Annotated in this window: 18 protein-coding genes; 15 read left to right on the top strand and 3 right to left on the bottom strand. The window is 50.9% G+C overall.

The window, feature by feature from the left end:
* Window positions 1–21: 21 nt before the first annotated feature.
* The 3 genes from BQ7483_RS11480 to purL all read right to left on the bottom strand — a co-directional run bounded on the left by BQ7483_RS11480 (window position 22) and on the right by purL (window position 8509).
* Window positions 22–591: a chromate transporter gene (locus BQ7483_RS11480; RefSeq protein ID WP_072545994.1), complete on the bottom strand. Its 570-nt coding sequence runs from the start codon at window positions 589–591 to the stop codon at window positions 22–24.
* Window positions 592–603: 12 nt separating this feature from the next.
* Entirely contained in the window at window positions 604–4635 is a 4032-nt protein-coding gene (locus tag BQ7483_RS11475) for a hybrid sensor histidine kinase/response regulator transcription factor (RefSeq protein ID WP_072545993.1), read from the bottom strand.
* 169 nt (window positions 4636–4804) lie between these two features.
* A complete protein-coding gene (gene purL, locus BQ7483_RS11470) occupies window positions 4805–8509 on the bottom strand; it encodes a phosphoribosylformylglycinamidine synthase (protein ID WP_072545992.1) in 3705 nt (1234 codons plus the stop codon).
* Window positions 8510–8989: 480 nt separating this feature from the next.
* Between purL and BQ7483_RS11465 the strand changes: the two genes are divergently transcribed.
* The 15 genes from BQ7483_RS11465 (at window position 8990) to BQ7483_RS11395 (ending at window position 25552) form a co-directional block, all read left to right on the top strand.
* Complete coding sequence (locus BQ7483_RS11465) at window positions 8990–9643, top strand: LysE family translocator (RefSeq protein WP_022021506.1); 654 nt, start codon at window positions 8990–8992, stop codon at window positions 9641–9643.
* A 17-nt stretch (window positions 9644–9660) separates the two neighbouring features.
* A complete protein-coding gene (locus tag BQ7483_RS11460; protein ID WP_072545991.1) occupies window positions 9661–10203 on the top strand; it encodes a DUF4924 family protein in 543 nt (180 codons plus the stop codon).
* 81 nt (window positions 10204–10284) lie between these two features.
* Window positions 10285–11859 (top strand): peptide chain release factor 3, encoded by a 1575-nt coding sequence (locus BQ7483_RS11455; protein ID WP_072545990.1) that lies wholly within the window; start codon window positions 10285–10287, stop codon window positions 11857–11859.
* A gap of 7 nt (window positions 11860–11866) precedes the next feature.
* Complete coding sequence (locus tag BQ7483_RS11450) at window positions 11867–12691, top strand: helix-turn-helix transcriptional regulator (RefSeq protein ID WP_139247640.1); 825 nt, start codon at window positions 11867–11869, stop codon at window positions 12689–12691.
* Between the two features lie 393 nt (window positions 12692–13084).
* Window positions 13085–13876, top strand: a complete 792-nt coding sequence (locus BQ7483_RS11445) for an HsdM family class I SAM-dependent methyltransferase (RefSeq protein WP_072545988.1) — start codon at window positions 13085–13087, stop codon at window positions 13874–13876.
* A gap of 2 nt (window positions 13877–13878) precedes the next feature.
* Window positions 13879–14763: a protein adenylyltransferase Fic gene (fic, locus tag BQ7483_RS11440; protein ID WP_072545987.1), complete on the top strand. Its 885-nt coding sequence runs from the start codon at window positions 13879–13881 to the stop codon at window positions 14761–14763.
* On the top strand, window positions 14729–15097 hold the full coding sequence (locus BQ7483_RS11435; protein ID WP_139247639.1) for a type I restriction enzyme subunit R domain-containing protein: 369 nt from the start codon (window positions 14729–14731) through the stop codon (window positions 15095–15097). The genes fic and BQ7483_RS11435 overlap by 35 nt, the downstream gene beginning before the upstream one ends.
* A complete protein-coding gene (locus tag BQ7483_RS11430) occupies window positions 15098–15496 on the top strand; it encodes a hypothetical protein (RefSeq protein ID WP_072545985.1) in 399 nt (132 codons plus the stop codon).
* Window positions 15484–15864, top strand: coding sequence for a hypothetical protein (locus BQ7483_RS11425; RefSeq protein ID WP_162274254.1), 381 nt, complete (start codon window positions 15484–15486; stop codon window positions 15862–15864). Before BQ7483_RS11430 ends, BQ7483_RS11425 begins: the two co-directional genes overlap by 13 nt.
* Window positions 15865–16283: 419 nt before the next feature.
* Window positions 16284–16757: an HU family DNA-binding protein gene (locus BQ7483_RS11420; protein ID WP_072545983.1), complete on the top strand. Its 474-nt coding sequence runs from the start codon at window positions 16284–16286 to the stop codon at window positions 16755–16757.
* A gap of 307 nt (window positions 16758–17064) precedes the next feature.
* On the top strand, window positions 17065–17640 hold the full coding sequence (locus BQ7483_RS11415; RefSeq protein ID WP_072545982.1) for an RNA polymerase sigma factor: 576 nt from the start codon (window positions 17065–17067) through the stop codon (window positions 17638–17640).
* An 84-nt stretch (window positions 17641–17724) separates the two neighbouring features.
* Window positions 17725–18756 (top strand): FecR family protein, encoded by a 1032-nt coding sequence (locus BQ7483_RS11410; RefSeq protein WP_072545981.1) that lies wholly within the window; start codon window positions 17725–17727, stop codon window positions 18754–18756.
* Window positions 18757–18972: 216 nt separating this feature from the next.
* Window positions 18973–22266, top strand: a complete 3294-nt coding sequence (locus tag BQ7483_RS11405) for a TonB-dependent receptor (RefSeq protein WP_083535721.1) — start codon at window positions 18973–18975, stop codon at window positions 22264–22266.
* Between the two features lie 6 nt (window positions 22267–22272).
* Window positions 22273–23913: a RagB/SusD family nutrient uptake outer membrane protein gene (locus BQ7483_RS11400; RefSeq protein ID WP_072545980.1), complete on the top strand. Its 1641-nt coding sequence runs from the start codon at window positions 22273–22275 to the stop codon at window positions 23911–23913.
* A gap of 97 nt (window positions 23914–24010) precedes the next feature.
* The gene (locus tag BQ7483_RS11395) at window positions 24011–25552 is read left to right on the top strand and encodes a sulfatase family protein (protein ID WP_072545979.1); all 1542 of its coding nucleotides are present in this window, start codon (window positions 24011–24013) and stop codon (window positions 25550–25552) included.
* Window positions 25553–25606 lie beyond the last annotated feature (54 nt).

Raw genomic sequence — 25606 nt, 5'->3', positions numbered from 1 at the left:
TGAAATTTCAGGGGGTTATGGTTATACATTTTCTTCTTTCTCCGCTTTCTCCGCGTGTCTTGATTTCCACTTTCCGTAGAAGAATCCGCCTACGCCCGCGGCGATGATAATCCAGATGGGCGAGAAGCCCAGGAGCCAGATGAGCAAGGCCGACACGACGGGTATCCACAGGTTGTAGCGGTTGATGCGGGCCGACTTGCCCATGCTGAACGTGGGCGCGGCGATGAGGGCCACCACGGCCGGACGGATGCCCTTGAAGATGCGCTCCACCACGGTGTTCTCCTTGAAGTTGTGGAAGAAGAGGGCGATGGCCAGGATGATGAGAAACGAAGGCAGGATGGTGCCCAGCGCCGTGACAAGGCTTCCGCGGATGCCCCGCAGGCGGTAGCCGATGAAGATGGAGATGTTGACGGCCAGGATGCCGGGCGACGACTGGGCGATGGCCAGCAGGTCGATGAAGTCGTCCTTGGCAATCCAGTTGCGTTTCGTTACTATTTCGTTCTCGATGAGGGGCACCATGGCATAGCCTCCCCCGATGGTAAAGGCTCCTATCTTGAAGAAGATGGAGAATGCTTCCAGATAAATGTTCATGTCTGTTTGTCTCTATTTTTTTGCTTGGTCAGCCGGTTCGCCCTCTCCCTTCGCATATTGGCTGGGGCTCACCTTGTAATACTTCTTGAATACTTCGCGGAAATACTTCACGTCGTTGAAGCCGGTCAGTTCCGCTATCTCGGTGATGTTGTGCTGCTTCTCACGGAGCAGCTTGGCGGCCCGCTTCAGGCGGATGATGCGGATGTAGTCGGCGGGTGCCTGGTCGGTCAGGGCCTTCAGCTTGTTGTAGAAGCTGGTGCGGCTCATGTTCATCAGGGCACAGAGGGAGTCGACGTTGAAGTCGCTCTTCTCGAGGTTTTCTTCCACATAGCGCGTCACGGAGGCGATGAACTTCCAGTCGAGGTTGTCCGTGCAATTGTTGCATCCCGATTCCGTCTCGGGTTTCTCGTCGTTCAGGGCCAGCTTGGTGTATTTGTTGAGCAGCAGGCGGCGGTTTTGCAGGAGGTTGGCGATGGTGGCCCGCAGGATGCCCACGTTGAAGGGCTTCACGATGTATTCGTCGGCACCCGTCTGCAGGCCTTCGATGATGCTTTGCTCGTTGTTGAGCGCGGTGAGCAGCACGATGGGGATGTGCGAGGTATTGATGTCCTGCTTCAGGATGCGGCAGAGCTCGTCGCCCCGCATCTCAGGCATCATGATGTCCGAGATGATAAGGTCGGGCGCATAGTCCCTCACCACTTCGAGCGCCTGCTTGCCGTTGTTGTAGGCCTGTATGGTGTATTCGGCCGCGAGGGTATTCTTCAGGTAGTTCCTCAGCTCGTCGTTGTCTTCCACGACCAGTATCTTCGGCAGGGACGTCGGGGTGACGGCAGGGGCGGCCCGATGGGGCGCTTGAGCTCCATCGGCCGGTTGTTGCCGCAGGGCGGTGTCGGGCGTGGAGTCGGCCGGCATGCCTCCCGTGATGGCCGCAAAGGCTTTCTGGTAGTGCTTCTTGTTCCTGGGGAAGGCTATCTTCACGACAGAGCCCTTGCCCTCGGTGCTGCTGAAGTTGAGGCGTCCCTTGTGCAGACGCACGAGCTTGCGCACGAGCAGCAGGCCGATGCCGCTTCCCGCAATCTTGGAATTGACGGCGTTGCTGCCCCGGAAGTGCATCTTGAAGAGCTTCTTCTGCTCGTCGGCCGGCACGCCGATGCCCGTATCCCTCACTTCCACGCTCCATTGTTCGGCCGTCTCCGTCGCTACAACGGTCACACGTCCGCCGTCGGGCGTATACTTCAGCGCGTTGGAGAGGATGTTCTTCAGGATGGAGTCCATCTTGTCCTTGTCCATCCACACGTTGAGGTACTCGAAGTTCTTCTCGTAGGTCAGGCTGATGCGTCTCACCTTGGCGTATTCGCGGAAGATGTTGACGGTTTCTTCCAGGTAGGCACCCAGTTCGTATTCGGCCACGCGGAGCTTGCCTCCGTACGTGTCCGCACGTTCGAAGTTGATGAGGTTGGTGGTGAGGCGCAGGAGCACGTGGACGTTGCGCAGGGCGGTGTTGATGTTGTTTCGTCCGCTTTCGCTCAGGTGTTCATGGTTGGCCAGGTCCTCGAGCGGCGCCTTGATGAGGGTCAGCGGGGTGCGGATGTCGTGGGCGGTGTTGATGAAGAAGCGTATCTTCTCGTTCGACTCGCGCTTCTGCTTGCGCAGGAGGTAGATGCGCAGGGCCGTGGTCAGGGCACCCAGCGTGAAGAGAACGTAGACAAGCCACGCCCACCAGCTGAACCATACGGGCTGGGCGATGACGATGGGGAGGCTCCGCTCTTCGAGCACCGTATCGTGGTTCTCGTTGGAGATGGCCCTTACCCGCAGGACATATTCGCCGGGGCTCAGGTTGGTGAAGCTGATGATGTTGTTGCGGCCCGGCTGGCTCCACTTGTCGTAGAAGCCTTCCAGCTTCCAGGAGTAGAGCACCAGCGAGGGATAGTCGTAGTTGATGGACGACACCTGCAGGGAGAAGATGTTCTGGTTGTACTTCAGGCGGAGCAGGTGGGTGTCGTCGATGTCGGTAGTCAGCGGGGAGTGCTTGTCGCCGGGATAGACGGTCTCGTAGAGCACCTTGAAGTCGCTGAACACCATCTTGGTGGTGTAGTGGTCGGGCAAGACCATGTTCTTGTCGAACTCGATGGCTCCGTCGGTACTGCCGAAGATGAGCTGGCCGTTGCGCCGCAGGGTGCCTGCCGAGGGGTTGAAGTGCTCGGCCTTGAGGCCCTGTTCCTTCGTCCAGTTGTGGAAGGTCTTGCTATGGGGGGCGAAGGTGGTCAGTGCGTTCTCGGTGCTCAGGAAGATGCCTCCCTCGCCGTCGGGCAGGATGCAGTAGACGTTGTTGGAGAGGAGCGAGCTGTTGTCCTTGTTGAAGTGGAAGAACTGCTTCTCGTCGAGGTCGTAGACCAGGAGGCCCGTGTTGTTGGTTCCGATGTAGAGCCGGCGGTCGGCCGACTGGTAGAGGGCGTAGACGTAGTGCGACTCCACGGGAAGCTCGATGTATTCGGCCTTCCCGCTTTTCTTTTCGAGGCGGTAGAGGCCGTTGACGGTGCCCACCCACAGGTGGGCGGAGTCGTTTTCGGCCAGGGCGGTGATGTCCGAGAGGCCTTCGACGAGGCGCACCTGCCGTTGCCGGTAGTCTATCTCCTTGAGGTTGTAGTAGCCGCCTGCCCATATCTTTCCGTCGCCGGTCTTCAGGATGGCACGGATGTACTTGTCGGCGCGGATGCTGGCATTGCCCATCGAGCCGGGGGTGAAGAACTGCACCGTGCGGCTACGTTTGTCTATCTGGTAGATGCCCGAGGAGTATCCGCCCGCCCAGATGATGCCCGGCTCCACCTCGCAGAGCGAAATGTAGGAGTGGCTTTTGTTGGGGTTGGCGGGGTCGAACATGCTCAGGAAGGAGGTCCATTGCTCCTGCCGGTCGTTGTAGAGGCTGATGCCGTTGTCGGTGGCAAACCACAGGTCGCCGTCGCGGTCCTCGATGATGGCGTTCACGCGGTTGTTGACGAGCGACTGGCGGTTGCCGATGGAGTGCTTGATCCATTGGAAGTCGGCATAGCGGTTGTCGCGCACGGTGATGCCGATGGGGAAGTTGGCCATCCAGATGCGCCGTTCGTCGTCGATGTAGAGGTCGGTGATGCTATTGCCGTTCATGGCGTTGTAGCGGTTGTAGTCGGCGGTGATGTAGGGTTCGCATTCGTAGGTGTCGGTGTTCAGGCGGTAGACGCCAGCGCCGTCGGTGGCGATGAGGAGGGTGTTCAGGCCGAAGTCGCGGATGCAGTTGATGGTGATGTCGGTCAGCTCCGTCTGTAGCTGGTCGAGGCGGTGCCGGTTCAGGTCGTACACGAAGATGCCTTTCAGGAACGTGCCGATGAACACTTTCCGCGTGGCCTTGTCCAGGTAGAGCTCGTTGACCTGGAGGTTCAGTGCGTCGAGCTTGTCGCAAGGCTCCAGTTGCAGGATGCCGTCCTTCAGCGTGGCGTAATGCACTCCGTGGTCGGTGCCGATGAAGTAGTGGGTGTCGTCGGTCTGCAGGATGCTGGTGATGTTCTCGTCCACCCGGTTGCGGATGTACGTCACCTGGCCGTTGCGACTGTTGTAGAGGTATATCAGGTGGCGGGTGCAGAGCCATATCTGCCCCCGGTTGTCCACATAGCCGTAGCTGACGGGGGTATTGTGCTCCTTGTCGGCCTGCTGGGGAAGCTTGTAGGCCAGGCGGAAGCGGTCGTGCCGGGCGTCGTAGCGGAAGACGCGTCCCTTCTTGCCGATTTCCCACAACACTCCTTCCGAGTCCAGGTAGAGCCAGTTCAGGTTGATGGCCGAGTTGAGTTCTTCCTCTCCGTCCATCAGCTTGTAGTGCTTGAAGTCTTTTCCGTTGTAGCGGTCGAGGCCTTCGGGCGTCAGGAACCACATGTAGCCTTTCCGGTCCTTCTCGATGGCATACACCTGCCGGTTGCTCAATCCGTCTTCCACACCTATATATTTATAGGTCTGTGCGCGGACGACGGCGGGCAGCAGATACAGGACAACAATCAGCAGGATATACTTCTTCATGATGGACAGGCGGCGAACGGAATGGTTTCTAAATGGGACAAGTGTCCCTTGCAGGGAAAAACAGAGGTAAAGAGGATGTATCAAAAAAATGAGAAAGTATCCATGTCTTGTCATTGCATGCTGATGAACTTTTTCATTTTGATACACCCTCTTTCCTGATTATTCTCAGTTATCGGGTCTTCTCTTCCACCCACTTGCGGGCGTTGACGAAGGCTTCTATCCACGGCGTCACCTCGTCGTGATGCAGGCGGTCGGCGGGATAGTAGGCGTTCTGCCACGGGAAGATGGCACGCTCCAGGTGGGGCATGATGGCCAGGTGGCGTCCGTCGGGGCTGGCGATACCTGCCACGGAGTAGTCGGAACCGTTGGGGTTGCCGGGATACTCGTCATACGTATATTTAGCCACGATGTTGTAATGGTCTTCGTCGTAGGGCAGGGAGAACTTGCCTTCGCCGTGGGCCACCCAGATGCCCAGCTTGCTACCGCTCAACGAACCGAACATCACGCTACGGTTGGTCGGGATAGTCAGACCCAGGAAGCGGCTCTCGAACTTGTGAGAGTCGTTGTGGAGCATGCGTCCGCGCTTCTCGTCGGTGGGGTTGATGAGGTTGAGCTCCATCATCAGCTGGCAACCGTTGCACACGCCCAATGAAAGAGTATCTTCACGGGCATAGAACTTGTCGAGCGCTTCTTTCGCCTTGGGGTTGAAGAGGAAGGCGCCTGCCCAGCCCTTGGCCGAGCCGAGTACGTCGGAGTTGGAGAAACCACCGCAGAAGACAATCATGTTGACGTCTTCCAGCGTTTCGCGTCCGCTCACGAGGTCGGTCATCGTGACGTCCTTCACGTCGAAGCCGGCCAGGTAGAGCGAGTAGGCCATTTCGCGTTCGCCGTTCGTACCCTTCTCGCGGATGATGGCGGCGCGGATGCCGCTCGGCGTACGGCGGTCGGGGCTGATGCCGTATTGCGAGAGCTTACCTGTGAAGCCCGGCATGAAGGCCAGGTCCATGGGTTGCATCTTGTAGTTCTCGAAGCGTTTCTTGGCGCAACCGTTCATCGACTGGCGACGGTCGAGCAGGTAGGAAGTGGAGTACCACACGTCGCGCATGTAGTCGATGCCGAACTGGTAGGTGGCACCGTCCTTCTCCACGAGGATGTGGCGTTCGTCGGTCGGCTTGCCAATCTTCACGAAGCCCACGCCGGCGTCTTCGAGTATCTTCTTCACCTCGTCCTTGTGCTTGTCGGCCACCTGGATGACGATACCCGGGTTTTCGGCAAAGAGTATCTTGATGAGGTCGTCTTCCTTGATCTTGTCGAGGCTGATTTCCATACCGCCCTCCACGTTCGAGAAGCACATCTCGAGCAGGGTGGTGATGAGACCGCCGGCCGAGATGTCGTGTCCGGCCAGGATGAGGCCCTTGTTCACCAGCTCCTGAACGGCCAGGAAGGCGTCGCGGAAGTATTCGGGGTTCTGCACGGTAGGCACGTCGTCGCCCACCTTGCCCAGCGACTGGGCGAAGGCTGAACCGCCCAAGCGCAACTTGTCGAAGCTGAAGTCGATGTGGTAGAGCGTCGTCTTGTGATCGTTCACCAGCACGGGCGAAACCACTTTCTTCACGTCGCTCACCTCGCCGCCGGCCGATACGATGACCGTACCCGGAGCGATGACCTTGCTACCGTCGGGGTATTTCTGCGTCATGGAGAGGGAGTCCTTGCCCGTAGGCACGTTGATTTGCAGGGCACAACAGAAGTCGCTCAATGCCTTGACGGCCGTGTAGAGGCGTGCGTCCTCACCCTCCTGCGAGCGGCAGGGCCACATCCAGTTGGCCGAGAGCGATACACTGTCGAGCCCTTCGGCCAGCGGTGCCCATACGAGGTTGGTCAGCGCCTCGCTCACGGAGAGCACGGAGCCTGCGGCCGGATTGGCCAGTGCGGCTTGCGGAGCATGACCCAGTGAAGTGGCGATACCTGCCTTGCCGCGGTAGTCGAGGGCCACGACGCCGCAATCGCTCAACGGCAACTGGAGCTCGCCCACGCATTGCTGGCGGGCAATCTTGCCCGTCACGGAGCGGTCCACTTTGTTGGTCAGCCAGTCCTTGCAGGCCACGGCTTCCAGCTGGAGCACGTTGGCCAGGTATTCATGGAGCTTGGACAGCTCGTAGGTCGGCATGTCGTAGTGACGCTCCACGGTCTTGTCCACCATGTATGTCTTGGGTGAGGAGCCGAACATCTGGTCAACGGCCAGGTCGAAGGGACGTACGCCGTCGGCCTGCTCGAAGCAGAAGCGGTGGTCGCCGGTCGTTTCACCCACAACGTACATCGGGGCGCGTTCGCGTTCGGCAATCTTGCGCACGTGTTCGATGGCTTCCTCCTTGATGAGCAATCCCATGCGCTCCTGGCTCTCGTTGGCAATGATTTCCTTGGCCGAGAGGGTCTTGTCGCCGATGGGCAGCTTGCTCATGTCGATGTGTCCGCCACACTCTTCCACCAGCTCGCTGAGGCAGTTCACGTGTCCGGCCGAGCCGTGGTCGTGGATGGAAACTACGGGGTTCACCTCTTCCTCGCAAAGGGCGCGCACCACGTTGTAGGCACGCTTCTGCATCTCGGCGTTGGCACGCTGGACGGCGTTCAGCTCGATGCCGCTACTGTATCTTCCCGTATCGACAGAAGATACAGATCCGCCGCCCAAACCGATGCGATAGTTGTCGCCACCCATTACGACGACCTTGTTGCCTGCTTCGGGTTTGCCCTTGAGGCAATCGCGCTGGGTACCGTAACCTACACCTCCGGCCAGCATGATGACCTTGTCGTAGCCGTAAACTTCTTCTTTTTCTTTATGCTCGAAGGTCAGCACCGAACCGCAGATGAGCGGCTGGCCGAACTTGTTGCCGAAGTCGCTGGCGCCGTTCGACGCCTTGATGAGGATTTGCTCGGGCGTCTGGTACAGCCATTTGCGCACGGGCAGGATTTCTTCCCACTCGCGTCCTTCCTCCGTGCGGGGGTAGGAGGTCATGTAGACGGCCGTACCTGCGATGGGCCAGGAACCCTTTCCACCGCCCATACGGTCGCGGATTTCACCGCCCGTACCCGTCGATGCGCCGTTGAAGGGTTCCACGGTGGTGGGGAAGTTGTGCGTCTCGGCCTTCAGGGAGATGACGCTCTTGATGTCCTTCACCTCGAAGTAGTCGGGCTTGGAGTGGTCGGCGGGAGCGAACTGCTCGATGACGGGACCTTCGGCAAAGGCCACGTTGTCCTTGTAGGCCGATATGATTTTGTTGGGGTTTTCCTGTGTGGTCTTCTTGATCATCTGGAAGAGCGAGGATTCCTGCTCCACGCCATCGATGATGAACGTACCGCCGAAGATCTTGTGGCGGCAGTGTTCGGAGTTGATCTGGGCAAAGCCGAACACTTCGGAGTCGGTCAGCGGGCGGCCGAGGTCTTTCTCCACCTTCTTCAGGTAGTCCATTTCCTCCTTGGAGAGGGCCAGGCCTTCCTGTTCGTTGTAGGCTTCGAGGTCTTCGATGTGGATGATGGGTTCGGGCTTGCGGTTGGTGGTGAACACCTGCTGGTCGAGGCCCTTGTACATGCGTTGGAGCATGGGGTCGTGCTCGGCGTTCTCGTCGGCCACGGGGAAGTATTCCTCGATGCGCGTGATGCCCGTCAGGCCCATGTTCTGGGTGATTTCTACGGCGTTCGTACTCCAGGGAGTAATCATTTCGCGGCGGGGGCCCACGAAACAGCCTTTCAGGTTTTCTTCACTTTCAGGGGTGGCTTCTCCAAAAAGCCAGCAGAGCTTGTCGCTGTCTGCCTGCGAGAGGGCGTGTTCGCATTCTACGGCAATCACGCTTTTCTGAGGAGTTCTGTAGAAAGAAATCATATTTTTATAGCGCTATAAATGATGATAATAATCGTTGTCGTCGCAGGCCTGGAGGTGAATGCGTTTCCTCCGGCCTTTCGTATTGCAAAGATAGTATAATCGGGGGGAAGTACAAAATGAAAACGAAGTTTTTGATTTTATACATCAGGGGCGGCGGGGATGTGTCAAAATGAGATGAGGTTATTTAACTCCCCTCCTTCCAGAAGGAGGGGTGCCCAAAGGGCGGGGTGGTAGGTTTTCGCGGAAGTATGTCGGTCAACGCGTTATGTATTCACCTACCACCTCCCCCTATCGGGTACTCCTCCTTCCAGAAGGAGGAGAGTTTCAGAGACTCCTTTTTTTGACACGCCCTCCTTCCGATATCTCTATTTTTGATATAACCTGCACTCTATTTTTGATAAGACAGGCTGCACCTCGGGCGTAAAAGCAAAATCATGGCTTTTGCTTTGTACTTCCCTCGGTTTGCACTATCTTTGCGGCATGATTCAGTTGGAGACCATATTCAATATATTGTGGAAGGGCTTCATTATCGGCGTCATCGTGTCGGCGCCGCTGGGCCCTGTGGGGGTGCTTTGCATCCAGCGCACCCTGAACAAAGGCCGTTGGTATGGGTTTGTCACGGGCGTAGGCGCCTCGCTGAGCGACATCTGCTATGCCCTGATCACGGGCTACGGCATGAGCTTCGTGTTCGACTATGTCAACAAGAATATCTTCTACCTCCAGCTTTTCGGTAGCATCCTGCTGCTGGCCTTCGGCATCTATACCTTCCGTAGCAACCCCGTCCAGTCGTTGCGGCCGGTTTCCACCAGCAAGGGCACGTATTTCCACAACTTCATCACGGCGTTCTTCGTCACCTTGTCCAATCCGCTCATCATCCTCCTGTTCGTGGGCCTCTTCGCGCGGTTCGCGTTCATCAGCCCGGGCGTGCTGCTCTTCGAGGCCGTCACGGGCTATCTGGCCATTGCCCTGGGAGCCTTGTCGTGGTGGTTTGGCATCACCTATTTTGTCAACAAAGTGCGCACGCGCTTCAATCTGCGCGGCATCTGGATATTGAACCGTGTCATCGGCACCATCGTGGCCGTCGTGGCCGTCCTGGGGCTGGTGTTCACGCTGATGGGCGAATCGCTCTATTAGTGTAACTGTCTGACAACATGTATATTTCCAAACAACTGAAAGAGAAGAACATTGCCGAATATCTGCTGTACATGTGGCAGGTGGAGGACCTGATACGCGCCAACGGGTGCGACATCGACCGCCTGCGCACGCAGGTCATCGACCGCTATCCCGAAGACCAGCGGCCGGCGCTCGAGGAGTGGTACGGCAACCTGTGCGACATGATGCGCGCCGAGGGGGTGGTCGAGAAGGGACACCTGCAGATCAACCGCAACGTCATCCAGAACCTCACGGAGCTGCACGGCGCCCTGCTGGCCTCCACGAAATATCCCTTCTACAACGCGGCCTACTTCAAGGCTCTGCCCTTCATCGTGGAGCTGCGCCAGAAGAACGGCCACAAGGAGGAACCCGAGCTGGAAACCTGCTTCGAGGCCCTCTACGGCGTGTTGTTGCTGAGGCTTCAGAAGAAGGAAATCACCCCCGGCACCGCCAAGGCGATGGAGGCCGTGAGCGCCTTCATCTCGATGCTGGCCAACTATTACGACAAGGACAGGAAGGGAGAACTGGATTTCGGTTCTTGAGTTTTTTCAGTTGGCAGGTTTGTGGATGGCATGCCATCCCATGGGCTTGTCAATGGAGGAGAATTTTATAAAAGAAAATATATGGCAACAAATCAGGAAATAGAAAGAAGACGAACGTTTGCAATCATCGCGCACCCCGATGCCGGTAAGACCTCGCTCACCGAGAAGCTCCTGCTCTTCGGCGGACAGATACAGGTGGCCGGCGCCGTGAAGAGCAACAAAATCAAGAAGACCGCCACGTCCGACTGGATGGACATCGAGAAGCAGCGCGGCATCTCCGTCACCACCTCCGTCATGGAGTTCGACTACCGCGACTACAAGGTCAACATCCTTGACACTCCCGGTCACCAGGACTTCGCCGAAGACACCTACCGCACGCTGACCGCCGTCGATAGCGTTATCATCGTGGTGGACGGTGCCAAGGGTGTGGAGACGCAGACGCGCAAGCTCATGGAAGTGTGCCGCATGCGCAACACCCCCGTCATCATCTTCGTCAACAAGATGGACCGCGAGGCCAAGGACCCCTTCGACCTGCTGGACGAGCTCGAAGAAGAGCTCCACATCCACGTGCGTCCCCTGACGTGGCCCATCGAGAGCGGCATCCGCTTCAAGGGTGTCTATAACATCTACGAGCAGAACCTCAACCTCTTCCAGCCCTCCAAACAGGTAGTGACGGAGAAGGTGGCCGTGGACATCCATACCGAGGAGCTGGACCAGCGCATCGGTGCCGACCTGGCCGACCGCCTGCGCGGCGAGCTGGAGCTCATCGAGGGCGTCTATCCCGAGTTCAATGTTGACGACTATCTGAAGGGCGAGGTGGCCCCTGTCTTCTTCGGTTCGGCCCTGAACAACTTCGGCGTCGAGGAGCTGCTCAACTGCTTCGTCGAGATAGCCCCCAGCCCCCGTCCCGTCAAGGCCGAGGAGCGCGTCGTGCAGCCCGACGAGCCCAAGTTCACCGGCTTCGTCTTCAAGATCACGGCCAACATCGACCCCAACCACCGCTCGTGCATCGCCTTCTGCAAGGTGTGCTCGGGCAAGTTCTCGCGCAACACGCCCTACTACCACGTGCGCCACGACAAGATGATGCGCTTCTCCAGCCCCACCCAGTTCATGGCCCAGCGCAAGACCACCGTCGACGAGGCCTGGGCGGGCGACATCATCGGCCTGCCGGACAACGGCACCTTCAAGATAGGCGACACGCTGACCGAGGGCGAGAAACTCCACTTCCGCGGTCTGCCCAGCTTCTCGCCGGAGATGTTCAAGTACATCGAGAACGCCGACCCCATGAAGCAGAAACAGCTGGCCAAGGGTATTGACCAGCTGATGGACGAAGGTGTGGCCCAGCTCTTCGTCAACCAGTTCAACGGGCGCAAGATTATCGGCACCGTGGGCCAGCTCCAGTTCGAAGTCATCCAGTACCGCCTGGAGAACGAGTACAACGCCAAGTGCCGCTGGGAGCCCGTGAGCCTCTACAAGGCCTGCTGGATCGAGAGCGACGACCCTGCCGAGCTCGAAGCCTTCAAGAAGCGCAAGTACCAGTATATGGCCAAGGACCGCGAGGGGCGCGATGTCTTCCTGGCCGATTCGGGCTACGTGCTCCAGATGGCGCAGATGGACTTCAAGCACATCAAGTTCCACTTTACGAGCGAGTTCTGACGCCGGGATGATGTTGATGTACGTCTGTTTCCTTTGGGCGATAGAATGGAATGACCATTTCCCCTTTACGTTGCTCACCAGAGATCAGTGGCAGGATTTTCTGGTGGGCATTTTGTCCATTACCCTTTTTGCTGCCATGTGGACCTTGGAGAACCTGCTTCTGAAGGCGTGGCAGAATCGCCGGCGTTCGCGTGTGGCCGTCGCATGGAGTGAAAACGAACGCGAACTCTACAGCAGCGAGCGCGGCCTGTCCGGCTTGAAGGGGTTGCTCAAGGACCTTCCGGTCGACGACGAGGCGCGTGAAGACATGGAGCGGGCGGTGTCTATGCTCGAGGAGCGCAGCGAACAGTTGCGTCAGGAAAATGCCGAACTGAGCCGTCGGGTCGGGGAGTATGAGAGCCGTCCCATGCCCCGCGAACTGGAACTGGTGAAGGAGCTGACCGACCGCAACCGTCAGCTGGAAGACCGGGTGCATCAGCTGGTGACGGTGCAGATAGACCGTGACGAGCGCATATCGCGCCTGCGCACCCAACCCAAATACCTGTCCGAGGCCGACTGGCAGTATCTGGAAACGCTGGTCAACCAGGTCTATGCCGGTTTCACCTCCCGCCTGTCCGCCCGTTTCCCGAAACTTACTCCCACCGATGTCTGCCTCTGCCTGTTGCTCCAGCTCCGTTTCGGCAATGCCCAGCTGGCCCTGCTTCTCGGCATCTCTCCCTCCTCCGTTTCCCAGCAGAAATTCCGTTTGAAAAGCAAGCTGATGCAGGCCGACGACACCCTCTTCAAGAATGGTGAGACACTGGAAACCTGGATTTGGGAGTTCGGCGGATAAGCAAAGGCCTTTTTTCTTGTTTCTTGACTTCCTTTTTTGTTTCCAGAGGCCTGCTACAATGCCTTCTGGAGCCTGGTACCATGAGTATACGACTGATGTAGGATGAGTCGTATACTCATGGTACATCAGTCGTATACTCATGGTGGATGTGTTTATGGCCGATGTTCATTTCATTTCTTTGTAGTTCTTTTTATTTTACATTCTGATTGCTCGCCGTTGCATTGTTTAAAATAAAACAGTTTTTATTACACTTTCCCATTTTGCCCCCTTGATAACTCCCTCTAACTTTTGTAAGTTGCGGTGAAACCGGAACTTGAGAATTTTTATAAGAAGAGTGCAGCTTTGCTGTACAATAAATTTGTATCTTTGACAAATATTAAAATAACAGACATTATGAGTGGAGAAGACTTGCAAAGACAGACCTCTATAAATATACAGGAAAAGGCAAACCTCATTTGGGTTATTGCCGATAAGCTGGTAGGGTTGTACAAACCGCATGTATACGGGAAAGTAATCTTTGTGGGCGACCATGAACAGGAAATGGAGGATGAAGGCATCGTGGCATCCATCTACGATATGGCCATGGGAACCTGCCAGATGCTGGCCTGTCTTGACGAACGATTCCGCAAGATGGACCCCGAGGCCGAAATCACTTGCTATGGTCAGGAACTCAATCCACAGACGTATGGCATTGCCAAAGCCGATATGCTTATCAAGGGCGGGAATGCCGACAATATGCGTTTGGGCGATACGCTGGGCGATGACCAGTTCAAGGATTATCAATTCGACTACATCATATCAAACCCACCTTTCGGTATCGACAGGGAAGCATCCGAAATGCGTGTGAAAGCCGAACACAAGATGGGTGAAGCCGGGTGCTTTGCTCCGGGGCTGCCGGCTAAGGGCGACGGACAGATGCTGTTTATGCTCAACGGCGTGGCGGAACTGAAGGACAGTGAGATTATCCCCTGGAAAGAGGATATAGCCGAGTACCTCGACAAGAACGTACGCCCGTATGCTCCCGACTTCTGGTACAACGAGGCAGAAAGCAAAATCGGTTATGAAATACCTTTCACCCGCGAGTTCTACAAATACACTCCGCTCACACCGAGTTCTGTAATATTTGATGGACTGAAAAAGCTGGAAGAAAGAGAATCGGAACTGATGTCCAAGATATTAGGGTAATTATGACCAAGATAAACAAAATATCCATCCGTTTCTTTGACGACAGAGAAGTGCGTGCCATTTGGGATGACGGGAATTCCAAATGGTGGTTTTCTGTACTCGATATTGTAGGTGTGCTCAATGCGCAGGATGATTATGCCAAGAACCGGAACTACTGGAAGTATCTGAAAAACAAACTGAAGAACGAAAACAATGAAGTGGTTAGTGTCACTAACCAGTTGAAACTAACTGCGCCTGACGGCAAGAAAAGACTTACAGATGTCCTTGATAACACAGGAGTTCTTTCTCTTGCGGCATGTTTCCCTAATACCAAAGCTGCGCGGTTTGTGGAATGGTTTACCAACAGCGATGAGACGATAGACGGACGAAGCAAGTCGAAGGCTTACGCTTTGTTTGAAAGCAGTCTGATTGACAGCATTGAGGTAGGAACTATAAAAGGTTTGCAGCAGATTCATGCCTATCTGTTTGGCGGACTATACGACTTTGCAGGGCAGATACGCACGGTGAATATTGCCAAAGGCGGCTTTCAGTTTGCCATGGTTCCATATCTTCAGGCTACATTGGAACAGATAGAACGTATGCCCGAAACCCGTTTCGACGAGATAATAGACAAGTATGTGGAGATGAACATAGCCCATCCGTTCCGTGAAGGCAACGGGCGTGCCACCCGTATCTGGCTTGACCTGATGCTGAAGAAAAACCTTAAAGTTTGTGTGGACTGGAGCAATGTAAACAAGAAATCTTATCTGGATGCCATGACGCACAGTGTGGCAAATGCCGATGAACTGAAAGCGCTTCTGCGCCCTGCACTTACCGACAAGATTAACGACCGGGAAACCTTTATGAAAGGTATTGATTACTCATATTATTACGAACAGGAAGATTGACGGGTATGGAAGAAACATCTCGGAAGCCAAATTTCCGTTGTATTTTGCTTCGGACTTGTATAACATGCTGGTTGTTGCGGACAAGTATCAGATCGGGTTCGACGAGCTCCTGCTGCATATCCTGTTTGTTGACAAGAAACTGAAGAACGTAAAGGCTGTTCAGACGCTTTCGCGCCTGAACAGGTGGCAGAAGGACAAGAAAGATACATATGTGCTTGACTTCTGCAACAAGCCGGAGGATATCAAGAAATCGTTCGAACCTCTCTATAAAGGAACAGAGCTGATAAAGCCTGTTGATGTGAACTATGTATATACATTCAGAAAGGATATATAGATGTTCCAGCTTTGGACAGAGGGCGACGAACAGAATTTCTATGATTTGTTGAAAAATATCAGCAAACAGAAAGACCGCCTGGGAGCTTTGTCGAATGTGTTCAAGCATACGATTGACAGATATGGACCATTGGACGAAGAGAAACAGTTTGAGGTAAGGTCGAAAATCAAGAACTTTGTCCGTTTCTACTCTTACATGGCACAGATAGCAAGAACATACGACAAGGAACTGTACAAGGCCTATGTCTATGCCGACTATCTGTACAGGCTGTTGCCTAAGAACGCTAAGGAAAGAATCGATCTGAACAAACAGATTATGCTGGTAAACTCCAAAATATCGGAAGGGGAAACTGTTTCCATCCGTTTGGGTTTAACAGGCTTTACTGTTTGGAAGGAATGAAACTGGTTGACAAAAGAAGGCATTTCAATACCATTGTGACAAAATATGAAGTGTTCCTGAAAAAAGTATATTACCTGCAGAACGGAAAAGAAATGGTCAATGACAAGGATGAGAACAGTATGCCTACATTTATCAATTGCATATGGTCATTCAGCTGCTTGAGGGGGCTGAAAAATAATCCGGACGAAAGATATCATAAGTTTTACAATTATCTTGAAATGGTGAAGCAGTGGAGAAACAGCGAGTCGCACAACGCTCCCGATGTTTCGATGAAAGAACTTGATTCGGCAATCCACATCGTTTCTACAATGTATCTTTGGGTCGTTTCACAGAATATGAAGAGCCTGAGTCTTGTGACAGGTAAATAATGGTTTGTATATCATTCAGCCTTTTATCGCGCATGCACCTCGTATTTGCACGTGCGTCGGAAGATGATGCTTTATAGCTGCCTTTGTCGATGGTGTGAAACTGTAATTCACATAAAATCAGGGAAGTACAAGTCGCTTTGGTAGAGATGTGAAAACATTTGTAGTGGAGTGGATGATTCCTCTTTTGGGCATTTGTAGAGACGTGTGTGCTCGTAATAATTTAATAATCAGTTTGTTGTGAGAAGTCTGTTGTAGAGGCCAATTCCTTGTCTTGGGGCGGTTGATGTGCTAACTTTGCAACATCGGATTTGGAGAGACAAAGGAATGTCCGTTGAGGCCTCGCGGGTACTATTCTGATATCTCAAAGAGTCCGTATGAGACAACAACCTTATTTTATTAATCTTAAAACATTGAGTATTATGGCATTTTTTAAAAGAGTACAGAAGAAGGTAAACGCATTGTGGTATCCTCAGTCCGTAACAGTGGGAAAACCGGTAACAACAGACGAAATAGCGGATGAATTGGCCATCCGTTCCACCGTGACGCGTGGCGATACGTATGCGGTCATGAAGAATTTGGGAGCTGTGTTGGGCAACTATATGGCACAGGGCCGTAGTGTAAAGATTGAGGGAGTAGGCACTTTCTATTATACGGCTGCAACCAACAAGCAGGGAGTGGAAACGTCACAGGAGGTTAGTGCCTCGCAGATTACCGGTGTCCGGGTACGTTTCCTCCCGGAAGTCGGACGTAATAGCAGCGGCCAGATTATGACCCGGTCGATGGTGAACACCAAGATTTTTTGGGAAGAATGGGGTGGTACTTCCACTTCCACAGGATCGGGCAGTCAGACTGGTTCGGATGGTGAAAATCAGGAAGAAAGTCCGTTGTTGTGATGAGTGTAGACAATACATGGATTTGCGAATCCCAATAAATTGATTTTACTTGTTGTCGCGTTAAAGTAGTATCTGTTTGCCTGTCACCGGTGTCCGTTGCATCGGTGGCGGGCAATTTTCTTTTTGGGCTTCGCCCGCAGATTTCCGCTAAAAAACATCCGAGGTACGCCGAATATCCGTATCTTTAGGCTCTGAAATTTTAAAGGTAACGGTTGATGGTGAGAATCTGAAGTTATGGATATGGTGTCGTTGCCACTAAACCCCTATGATTCAGGGGGGCTAATGTTTTTTTAAGATAGCATTGTTTATGTTGAAAGACGAACGTACACTGATAATTGGACTGAGATTTGGGTCGGAAGAGTGTTATAAGGCTCTCTACGATCTATGGTTTTCTCGTCTTTACCAATTTGTGTTGCGTTATGTGAAGTCTGAGTCGGTTACCGATGATATAGTGCAAGATACGTTTCTTAAAATATGGGTTCATCGGGAAAGCATCGATGATGGCATGTCATTTAAATCTTATTTGTTTACCATTGCTTATCATTTTCTGATAAAGGAATTGCGGAGGCAGTTGAATACCCCATTAATGGAGGAGTATGTGGCTTTTTGTAGTGAATTGTCTACCTCTGGTAATGAACTGATTGATAATCTGAACTTAGAGCAGTTTCAGGATAGTCTTAATAGAGCTAAAATTAAGCTGTCTCCCAGGCAGCGTAAAATATTTGAGTTGAACAAGGAAGAAAATATGTCCGTGTCTGAAATAGCTTCTCGTTTATCAATCACTGAACAGGTCGTACGTAACCAACTCTCTGCTGCCTTGAAAATCTTGCGTAAGGAGTTGCAGCCATATCCTTTTCTGCTGTTACTCTTTCTTAGTCTTTGATCCTTTTTTATGTTTTTAAACATAAGGAATGACATGTTATATTTCTTGTGTTTGCAGATATTATAATAAACCGTTAGAATTTGTATGGAAAATCAAACAGACAATCTGAATGATTTGCTGATTAAATACAGTGAAGGAACCATGTCATCGGATGATTACGAACATTTGCTTGATGTTTTGAATCATTCTTCCGATGAGGATGTGTTCAATGTGTTGGGTATGCATTGGGATTCTTTTTCTTGTGGCGAAAACAAGGATTTCTATCATGAAAAGAGAGTCCAATTGTATGAGTCGTTGAGTCGCAAAATACGCCGTCATAAAAGTCCTGAGAACAAAGCTGCTGTGGAGACATTTGTAATTCGGAAATGGTTTTGGATAGCGGCTTCGTTTGTTCTGTTGGCAATCGGATCATGGTTCGTCAGTAACTATATGGATAATGTTAGGGCAAGTGATTGGGACGGACAGAATGTTGTTGTTCAATCGGGGACTATAGGAAATTCTTCGGTCTTGTTGCCAGACGGATCTAAAGTGACGTTGAATGCCAAATCTCGCTTGTCCTATGGTACTGATTTTGGAAAGAATGGTCGTCGGGTCTTGTTGGACGGGCAAGGTTTTTTCGAAGTCTTACATCATGATGACAATAAATTTGTCGTTGAAACGAAATTTATGGATATAACCGTTTATGGTACGGTATTTAATGTTTATGCATATGAAGACAATGGAATTGTGGAAATGTCCTTGTTGGATGGTAATGTAAGGGTTGAGACGAAGGGAGCTTCTTCACAGTGTTTTAATGTGCAACCGAATGAAAAGGTTACTTACAATAAGGCTACGGGTGAGGCATTTTTGGAACCGACGGATAATGTGTTGGAAACGGCATGGATGAAAGATTATTTAGTTTTTAGGGAAGAAAAGTTGGGGACCGTTTTCTCCAAATTGGAACGTCGGTTTGGAATTATGATAAAGGTGGATGATAATGCAATGTTGAGTGATGTTTATACCGGAACTTTTGACGATGAAAGGTTGGGAGGCATTATGAAAGTGCTGCAAATGCATTATAAGTTCCGATATGAATTTGAAGATGATACAGTGTATGTATATTTTGATAAAAAATAATTTTTGTATAATTTAAATTAAGTATTTATGAAAACATGATTTGTATGAAAACTCCGGATAATTGGCAGATTATCCGGAGGAGGAAAGGGCTAGTCCCATCGTAAACTATGTTATGGCATAGTTAAGATAATTGAGCTAACAACCTAACTTAATTCTATTATGAGAATAAAAAGACACATTCATTTAATTGCATGCAAAGGTAATGAAAACAATGGAATGTTCCGTACGATAATGTTATCTTTGTGTTTGTTTGCATTTTTTTGCGTATATGCACAGACGGGAACAGTTACTGTCAATCTGAAAAACGCCACTGTTAAAGATCTTTTTGATGTCATTGAAAAACAGACAACTTATCGGTTCTCCTATCGTGATGTAGAAGTGCAGGGTAAGAATAATGTTTCTGTTAATGTAAAGAATGAAGAGTTGAAAACTCTTCTTACCCGCGAACTTACTAAAAATGAATTAGCTTATACGGTATCGGGGAATAAAATTGTCGTTACTCCATTGCGCCAGCGAAAAGCTGAATCGGGAACAGTGTCTGGACGAGTTTTAGATGCGAATGGGGAGCCTATTATTGGAGCAACGATTATAGAAAAAGGGACGTCAAACGGTACAGTGACAGATTTTAACGGTAATTTTACGTTGAATGTTGCAGAAAATGCTACTTTGGAGGTTTCGTACATCGGCTATGAATCACAACAATGTCAGGCTGTTGCAGGCGTACCGCTGAATCTCACTTTAAAAGAGGATACGGAAATGTTGGATGAAGTTGTCGTCGTTGGCTATGGTTCGCAAAAGAAGGTGAACGTAATTGGGTCTATATCGACGATTGACAGTAAATCTTTGGAATCGCGTTCCGTACCCGATGTCTCCAATCTGCTGACAGGACAAATGTCTGGCGTAACCATTACACAATCCAGTGGAAATCCTGGTCAAGATGCAGGTACCATTCGCATTCGAGGTGTAGGTTCGTTTGGCGCTACTCCCGATCCTTTGGTATTGGTTGATGGAATGCCGGGTTCACTTAGTGATTTGACTCCTGCCGACATTGATAATATATCGGTATTGAAAGATGCTTCCTCTGCTGCAATTTATGGCTCGCGTGCTGCTAATGGTGTTATTTTGGTTACAACAAAAAAAGGACGTGAGGGAAAGACCAATGTAATTTATAATGGTTCTGTCGGCATCAGTCAAGCTACCGAATTGCCGGATTTTGCACACTCCTATGAATATGCCGAATATTATAATATGGCTATGGGAACAGAAACATATACTCCCGAGATGATACAAAAATATCGAGATGGTTCTGATCCTGACAACTATGCTGATGAAATGTATTTAGAGGAACTTTTAGGAGGTCATGCTTTTCAAACCAAACATGAGTTGAATGTAAGCGGTGGTAACAATCGTTTGCAATATATGGCTTCGATGGGGTACTTGAGACAGAATGGCTTGATGGACAATAATTATTATAATCGCTATAGTGGACGTCTTAATTTAAATGCGCAATTGTCTAAAAAACTGTCACTTAATGTACGGGTTAGTGGTATGACATCGGATCGTCATGAGCCTTCTTCTCCCGGAGCTGTAGACAGCGGGGGATATAAGGCTCTGATTTCAGCTGCAGTACGTTTTCCGGGATTGACTCCCAGTTATTTGCAAAATGGAGAAGCGGGTCCGGGACCTAAGTTGAATGGAACACCTGTTGCCTGGATGAATTGCGCATCATTCTATAGAGAAGATTATGATAAATTCAAAGGAAATGCAGAATTGGTATGGAATCCTGTTAAGGGTCTGAATCTGAAAGCGATAGGCGGTTATAATTATTCATTGAACCACATCCGTAACTATCGGGCGGATATGCCGATAGCTAATGGAGGAACCAGTGGACCTTCCAGCTTGACAGAACAAATGTTGCGTACGGTCTATAAAACTTTTCAAGCTGTGGCCGATTATTCAACGACAATTGCTGATAAACATCAACTTTCGGCATTGGTAGGATATACATGGGAGGATGAATCTCAAAGGACTTTGTCCGGCAGTCGTAACAATTTCCCTTCAGACGATGTACCTTATCTGACAGCAGGTGGCGCAGATGGACAAACCAATAGTGGTGGCGGTTATGATTGGGCCATTAAATCCGTTTTCGGAAGATTGACATATAACTATGATGAACGCTATCTATTTGAAACGACAATGAGATATGATGGTTCCTCTCGTTTCCCGACAGATTCTAAGTTCGGATTCTTCCCGTCTGTTGCAGTTGGTTGGCGTGTTTCTGAAGAAAAATTCTGGAAAGAAAAAGAAAATTTGTCTTCTTGGTTTAATAATTTGAAAGTGAAGGCGTCTTTAGGTGTATTGGGTAATAATAACATTGGTAATTATCCGTATCAGTCTGTATATACTTTAGGGCAGGCACAGAACTATGTGTTTGGAGGAGTTTATACACAAGGTGCCGCAATTACCACGTATGTAGATCCTAATCTGAAATGGGAACGTACTCGCACTACAGATGTTGGTATTGAAACCGGATTCTTTGATAATAGATTGACGTTCAATGCTTCCTATTTTTATAGAAAGACAACAGATGTCTTATACACACCTTCCGCCAGTTATTCTTCTATTTTTGGATTGAGTGTATCTCAAGTTAATACGGGTGCTGTAGAAAACAAAGGATGGGAATTTGAATTGGGATATAATGGACAGGTCAGAGACTTTAAATATCACATCAACGGTAATTTCTCGATCATTAAAAATAAGATACTTACCTTAGGTATGGGAAATGTTACCCAAGAAAATGGGATGGTAGGTAATGGCAGTAACTTGTTTATAGGTTATCCTATGCAGATGTTCTATGGATATAAGACAGACGGCGTGTTCCTTACAGATGAAGAAGTAGCCGACTGGTATGACCAAAGTGAAATAGCACCTGGTGGGCAAGCGGGAGATATTCGGTATGTGGATTTAACAGGAGATGGTAAGGTGACTTCTGCAGACCGTACATTCTTGGGATCTCGCATTCCTAAATATACTTTCGGCCTGAATTTGGGCGCAGAATATAAGGGAGTCGACTTTAGTATGCTCATTCAAGGCGTAGCGGATGTTTATGGAACGTTGTCTGTTTATGCAGGACATGCTTTTTATCAAGAGGGTAATATCCAACGCTGGCAGATGGAGAATTGTTGGAATGTACAACCCGATAATCGCTATCCTGAATATCCACGTTTGGAAGTTATGTCTAATGCAGGAAGTAACAATACGTTAACTTCTGATTTTTGGGTGATCAATGCGTCTTATTTGAAAGTAAGAAACATTCAATTAGGTTATACCCTTCCTTCAAAAATTACCAGAAAGATTGGTTCTGACGGATTGCGTTTCTATGTGTCTATGGACAATCCGTTTACCATAAAGAAATATCGTCAAGGATGGGATCCTGAAAATACAAGTAACAATGGACAATACTATCCTGTAATGTCTACTTATACATTTGGTTTAACGTTGAAATTTTGATTACAGATGAAAAAATATACATTATTTGCATGTGCGATTTTGGCAATCAATTTGTCTTTTTCTTCATGTGATTTGGAACGTTTTCCTCTGACGGATTTATCTGAGGAAAACTTTTGGAATGATGAAAGCAATGCAGAATTGGCATTGACGTCATTGTATAGAGGAGGTATTACCAATGGGTTGGAATATAGTGTTTCTGATTTTTGGTCATATCACGGATTGTTGTTTATGGAACATCTGACTGATAATGCTTTTGACCGTAGAGGAGAAAATAATCCATTTTTCCAAATATCCAGTGGTAAACTAGTCAATACCAATAGTTTTATTTCTAATTATTGGAAGTCAGCATACTCTCGGATTGGGAAATGCAATCGCTTTATCGAGGGAATACAATCAGCTTCGGATTCTGAAACAAAAGATCGAATGATTGCTGAAGCTCGCTTTTTGAGAGCTACACAATATCATTATCTGGCAAGTTATTTTAAAGATGTTCCCTTAGTAGTGAATTCTTTAAGTGGTGAAGAGGCTAATTCGGTAACAAAGACAAGCCAAGCGGATATCTTGACATGGTGTACGAAGGAATTTCGGGAGGCCGCTGATGATTTACCTCGTTTTAAGGATATATCATCGGCTGAAACTGGACGAGTTTGTAAACAAGCTGCTTTGGCTTTTTTAGGTAGAACATATATGTTGCAGAAGGACTGGAAGAATGCCGCGGATGTTTACCGTGAAATTATTGAATATGGAGATAATAGCATTCATTCGTCTTATTCAGAATTATTCTGGCCTGGAACCGGTGTAGGCAATAAGGAAAATATATTTTACATCTCGTATTTGGAAAATTATTTTGGATGTGGAATGCCCCAACAAGGGTTGTCGGCGAAAGATGGAGGATGGAGCTTGTCTAATCCCACTTCCGGCTTGTTTGAGGCTTATGAGTTTACAGATGGAACTCCTTTTAGTTATGATGACCCGCGTTATAATCCCAACAATCTTGGAGAAAACAGGGATCCTCGCTTGGATTATACGTTGTATTATAACGGGAGTATTTTCATGGGAACGGAGTATCGTATGAGTCCGGATTATGATGCTTCTGTGAAGGAGCGTGTGGATTACTCCTCGGAAGCGTCCAAAACAGGTTTTATGTGGAGGAAATATTATGATGAGAATCCTATTTCTGATTTAACGAGTTATAGTGCAGTGACTCCTATTATTCGATATGCAGAGGTGCTGTTAAGTTATTTGGAATGTTTGATAGAAGATGGGCAAGCAATAGATCAAAATATATTGGATGCTACTATCAATCAAGTTCGAAGACGTGCTGATGTGAATATGCCTCCCATTACGGAGACCGATCCGACTTTGTTATTAAATAAAGTACGAAATGAGCGACGTATAGAGCTTGCGTATGAAGGTATTCGTTATTGGGATTTATTAAGATGGGGAATTGCACATGAGGTTTTGACAGGTGAGATATGGGGAGCTCCTTATCCAAATTCTTCATTATATTCAACTTCTACCAAACATATTGATCCGACGGGAAATTGTCGCTGGTATGTAGGGCGTCGTGATTTTAGAAATCCACAAGATTATACATGGCCTATACCATTGTCTGAACAAAATATTAATCCAAATTTGCGTGAATAAATTCTAAAGTTGCATGAATGTTTGTGGAGCAATTTGAAAAAATAGAGAATGCTCCTCAAACATTCTTGTTTTATGTTGATATTAAAAATTTATATATATGAGAAAAGTTTTGATTACCGCCTGTCTGCCCGCCGTTGTGGTTCCTGCGGCCTGGGGGCAGGGGCTTGCCGAAGAGGCCGGCGGCCGGGAAAGGCCCAACGTCATCATCATCTATGCCGACGACCTGGGGTACGGCGACTTGCAATGTTATGGAGCCAAAAATGTGCGGACACCCCATGTGGACGCCCTGGCGGAGCAGGGCATCCGCTTCACGAACGTCCACGCCACGGCGGCCACCAGCACTCCCTCGAGGTATTCGTTGCTGACGGGCGAATATGCCTGGCGACGGCCCGACACGGACGTGGCGGCGGGCAATGCGGGGATGATTGTCCGCCCCGAGCAGTTCACCCTGGCCGACGTGTTCCAGGCGGCCGGATATGCCACGGCGGCCGTCGGCAAGTGGCACCTGGGCCTGGGCGACAAGACGGGCGGGCAGGACTGGAACGCTCCCCTGCCGGCGGCGCTCGGCGACCTGGGTTTCGATTATCATTATATCATGGCGGCCACGGCCGACAGGGTCCCCTGCGTGTTCATCGAGAACGGGCAGGTGGCCAACTATGACCCCGAGGCGCCCATCGAGGTGAGCTACCGGCAGAACTTCCCCGGCGAACCCACCGGCAGGGACAACCCCGAACTGCTGTACAACCTGAAGCCGAGCCACGGACACGACATGTCCATCGTCAACGGCATCAGCCGCATCGGCTACATGAAGGGCGGCGGAAAGGCTCTGTGGAAGGACGAGAACATCGCTGACTCCATCACGACCCACGCGGTGGACTTCATCAGGGAGCATCGGGACGGGCCGTTCTTCCTGTACTTTGCCACCAACGACGTCCATGTGCCCCGCTTCCCCCATCCGCGCTTCAGGGGGCAGAGCACGATGGGCCTGCGCGGGGACGCCATCGTGCAGTTCGACTGGAGCGTGGGGCGCATTGTGGAGACGCTCCGCGAACTGGGAATCATGGAGAACACGCTGATAGTCCTGTCGAGCGACAACGGCCCTGTGGTGGACGACGGGTACGACGACCGGGCGGAGGAACTGCTGGGCGGACACAAGCCCGCAGGCCCCTGGAGGGGGAACAAGTACAGCGCCTTCGAGGGAGGCACGGCGGTACCGGCCATCGTCTGCTGGCCGGGGCGGGTCAAGGCGTCCGGCGTGTCCGACGTGCTGATGTCGCAGGTAGACTGGATGGCCTCGCTGGCGGCCCTCGTCCAGGTGCGCCTGCCCCAGGGGAGCGCGCCCGACAGCCGCGAATGCCTGGGCAACCTGCTCGGCACGACGGAGGTGGACCGCCCGTGGGTCATCGAGCAGGCGTCCAACCATGTGCTCTCGGTACGCACCCGCCAGTGGAAGTACATCGAGCCCAACGACGGCCCGAAGATGATCACCTGGGGGCCGAAAATCGAGACGGGCAACTGTCCGACGCCCCAGCTGTACGACATGGAGCGGGCGTATGAATCGGAAAACGTGGCCCTTCAGCACCCCGATATCGTGTTCGAGATGCAAAATATTTTGCGCCGCGTGCGGAGCGGAAAGTAAGAGAATTTGAAGAAAGATGCCTGCCTGCCCCGCGGGAAAAAGCATTCCGGAGAA

Source organism: Mediterranea massiliensis (genome assembly GCF_900128475.1).
In the GTDB taxonomy this organism is placed as follows: domain Bacteria; phylum Bacteroidota; class Bacteroidia; order Bacteroidales; family Bacteroidaceae; genus Bacteroides; species Bacteroides massiliensis_E.
Note: the sequence above shows the minus strand (reverse complement) of the source record. Positions and strands in the feature narration are given on the sequence as shown.

Excerpts from the sequence above, each read along its gene's own strand:
- BQ7483_RS11450 (WP_139247640.1), top strand. The coding sequence starts at position 11,867 with ATGATGTTGATGTACGTCTGTTTCCTTTGGGCGATAGAATGGAATGAC.
- BQ7483_RS11460 (WP_072545991.1), top strand. The coding sequence starts at position 9,661 with ATGTATATTTCCAAACAACTGAAAGAGAAGAACATTGCCGAATATCTG.
- BQ7483_RS11430 (WP_072545985.1), top strand. The coding sequence starts at position 15,098 with ATGTTCCAGCTTTGGACAGAGGGCGACGAACAGAATTTCTATGATTTG.
- fic (WP_072545987.1), top strand. The coding sequence starts at position 13,879 with ATGACCAAGATAAACAAAATATCCATCCGTTTCTTTGACGACAGAGAA.
- BQ7483_RS11455 (WP_072545990.1), top strand. The coding sequence starts at position 10,285 with ATGGCAACAAATCAGGAAATAGAAAGAAGACGAACGTTTGCAATCATC.
- BQ7483_RS11395 (WP_072545979.1), top strand. The coding sequence starts at position 24,011 with ATGAGAAAAGTTTTGATTACCGCCTGTCTGCCCGCCGTTGTGGTTCCT.
- BQ7483_RS11480 (WP_072545994.1), bottom strand. The coding sequence starts at position 591 with ATGAACATTTATCTGGAAGCATTCTCCATCTTCTTCAAGATAGGAGCC.
- BQ7483_RS11405 (WP_083535721.1), top strand. The coding sequence starts at position 18,973 with ATGTTCCGTACGATAATGTTATCTTTGTGTTTGTTTGCATTTTTTTGC.
- BQ7483_RS11415 (WP_072545982.1), top strand. The coding sequence starts at position 17,065 with ATGTTGAAAGACGAACGTACACTGATAATTGGACTGAGATTTGGGTCG.
- purL (WP_072545992.1), bottom strand. The coding sequence starts at position 8,509 with ATGATTTCTTTCTACAGAACTCCTCAGAAAAGCGTGATTGCCGTAGAA.
- BQ7483_RS11410 (WP_072545981.1), top strand. The coding sequence starts at position 17,725 with ATGGAAAATCAAACAGACAATCTGAATGATTTGCTGATTAAATACAGT.
- BQ7483_RS11400 (WP_072545980.1), top strand. The coding sequence starts at position 22,273 with ATGAAAAAATATACATTATTTGCATGTGCGATTTTGGCAATCAATTTG.
- BQ7483_RS11475 (WP_072545993.1), bottom strand. The coding sequence starts at position 4,635 with ATGAAGAAGTATATCCTGCTGATTGTTGTCCTGTATCTGCTGCCCGCC.
- BQ7483_RS11465 (WP_022021506.1), top strand. The coding sequence starts at position 8,990 with ATGATTCAGTTGGAGACCATATTCAATATATTGTGGAAGGGCTTCATT.
- BQ7483_RS11445 (WP_072545988.1), top strand. The coding sequence starts at position 13,085 with ATGAGTGGAGAAGACTTGCAAAGACAGACCTCTATAAATATACAGGAA.
- BQ7483_RS11420 (WP_072545983.1), top strand. The coding sequence starts at position 16,284 with ATGGCATTTTTTAAAAGAGTACAGAAGAAGGTAAACGCATTGTGGTAT.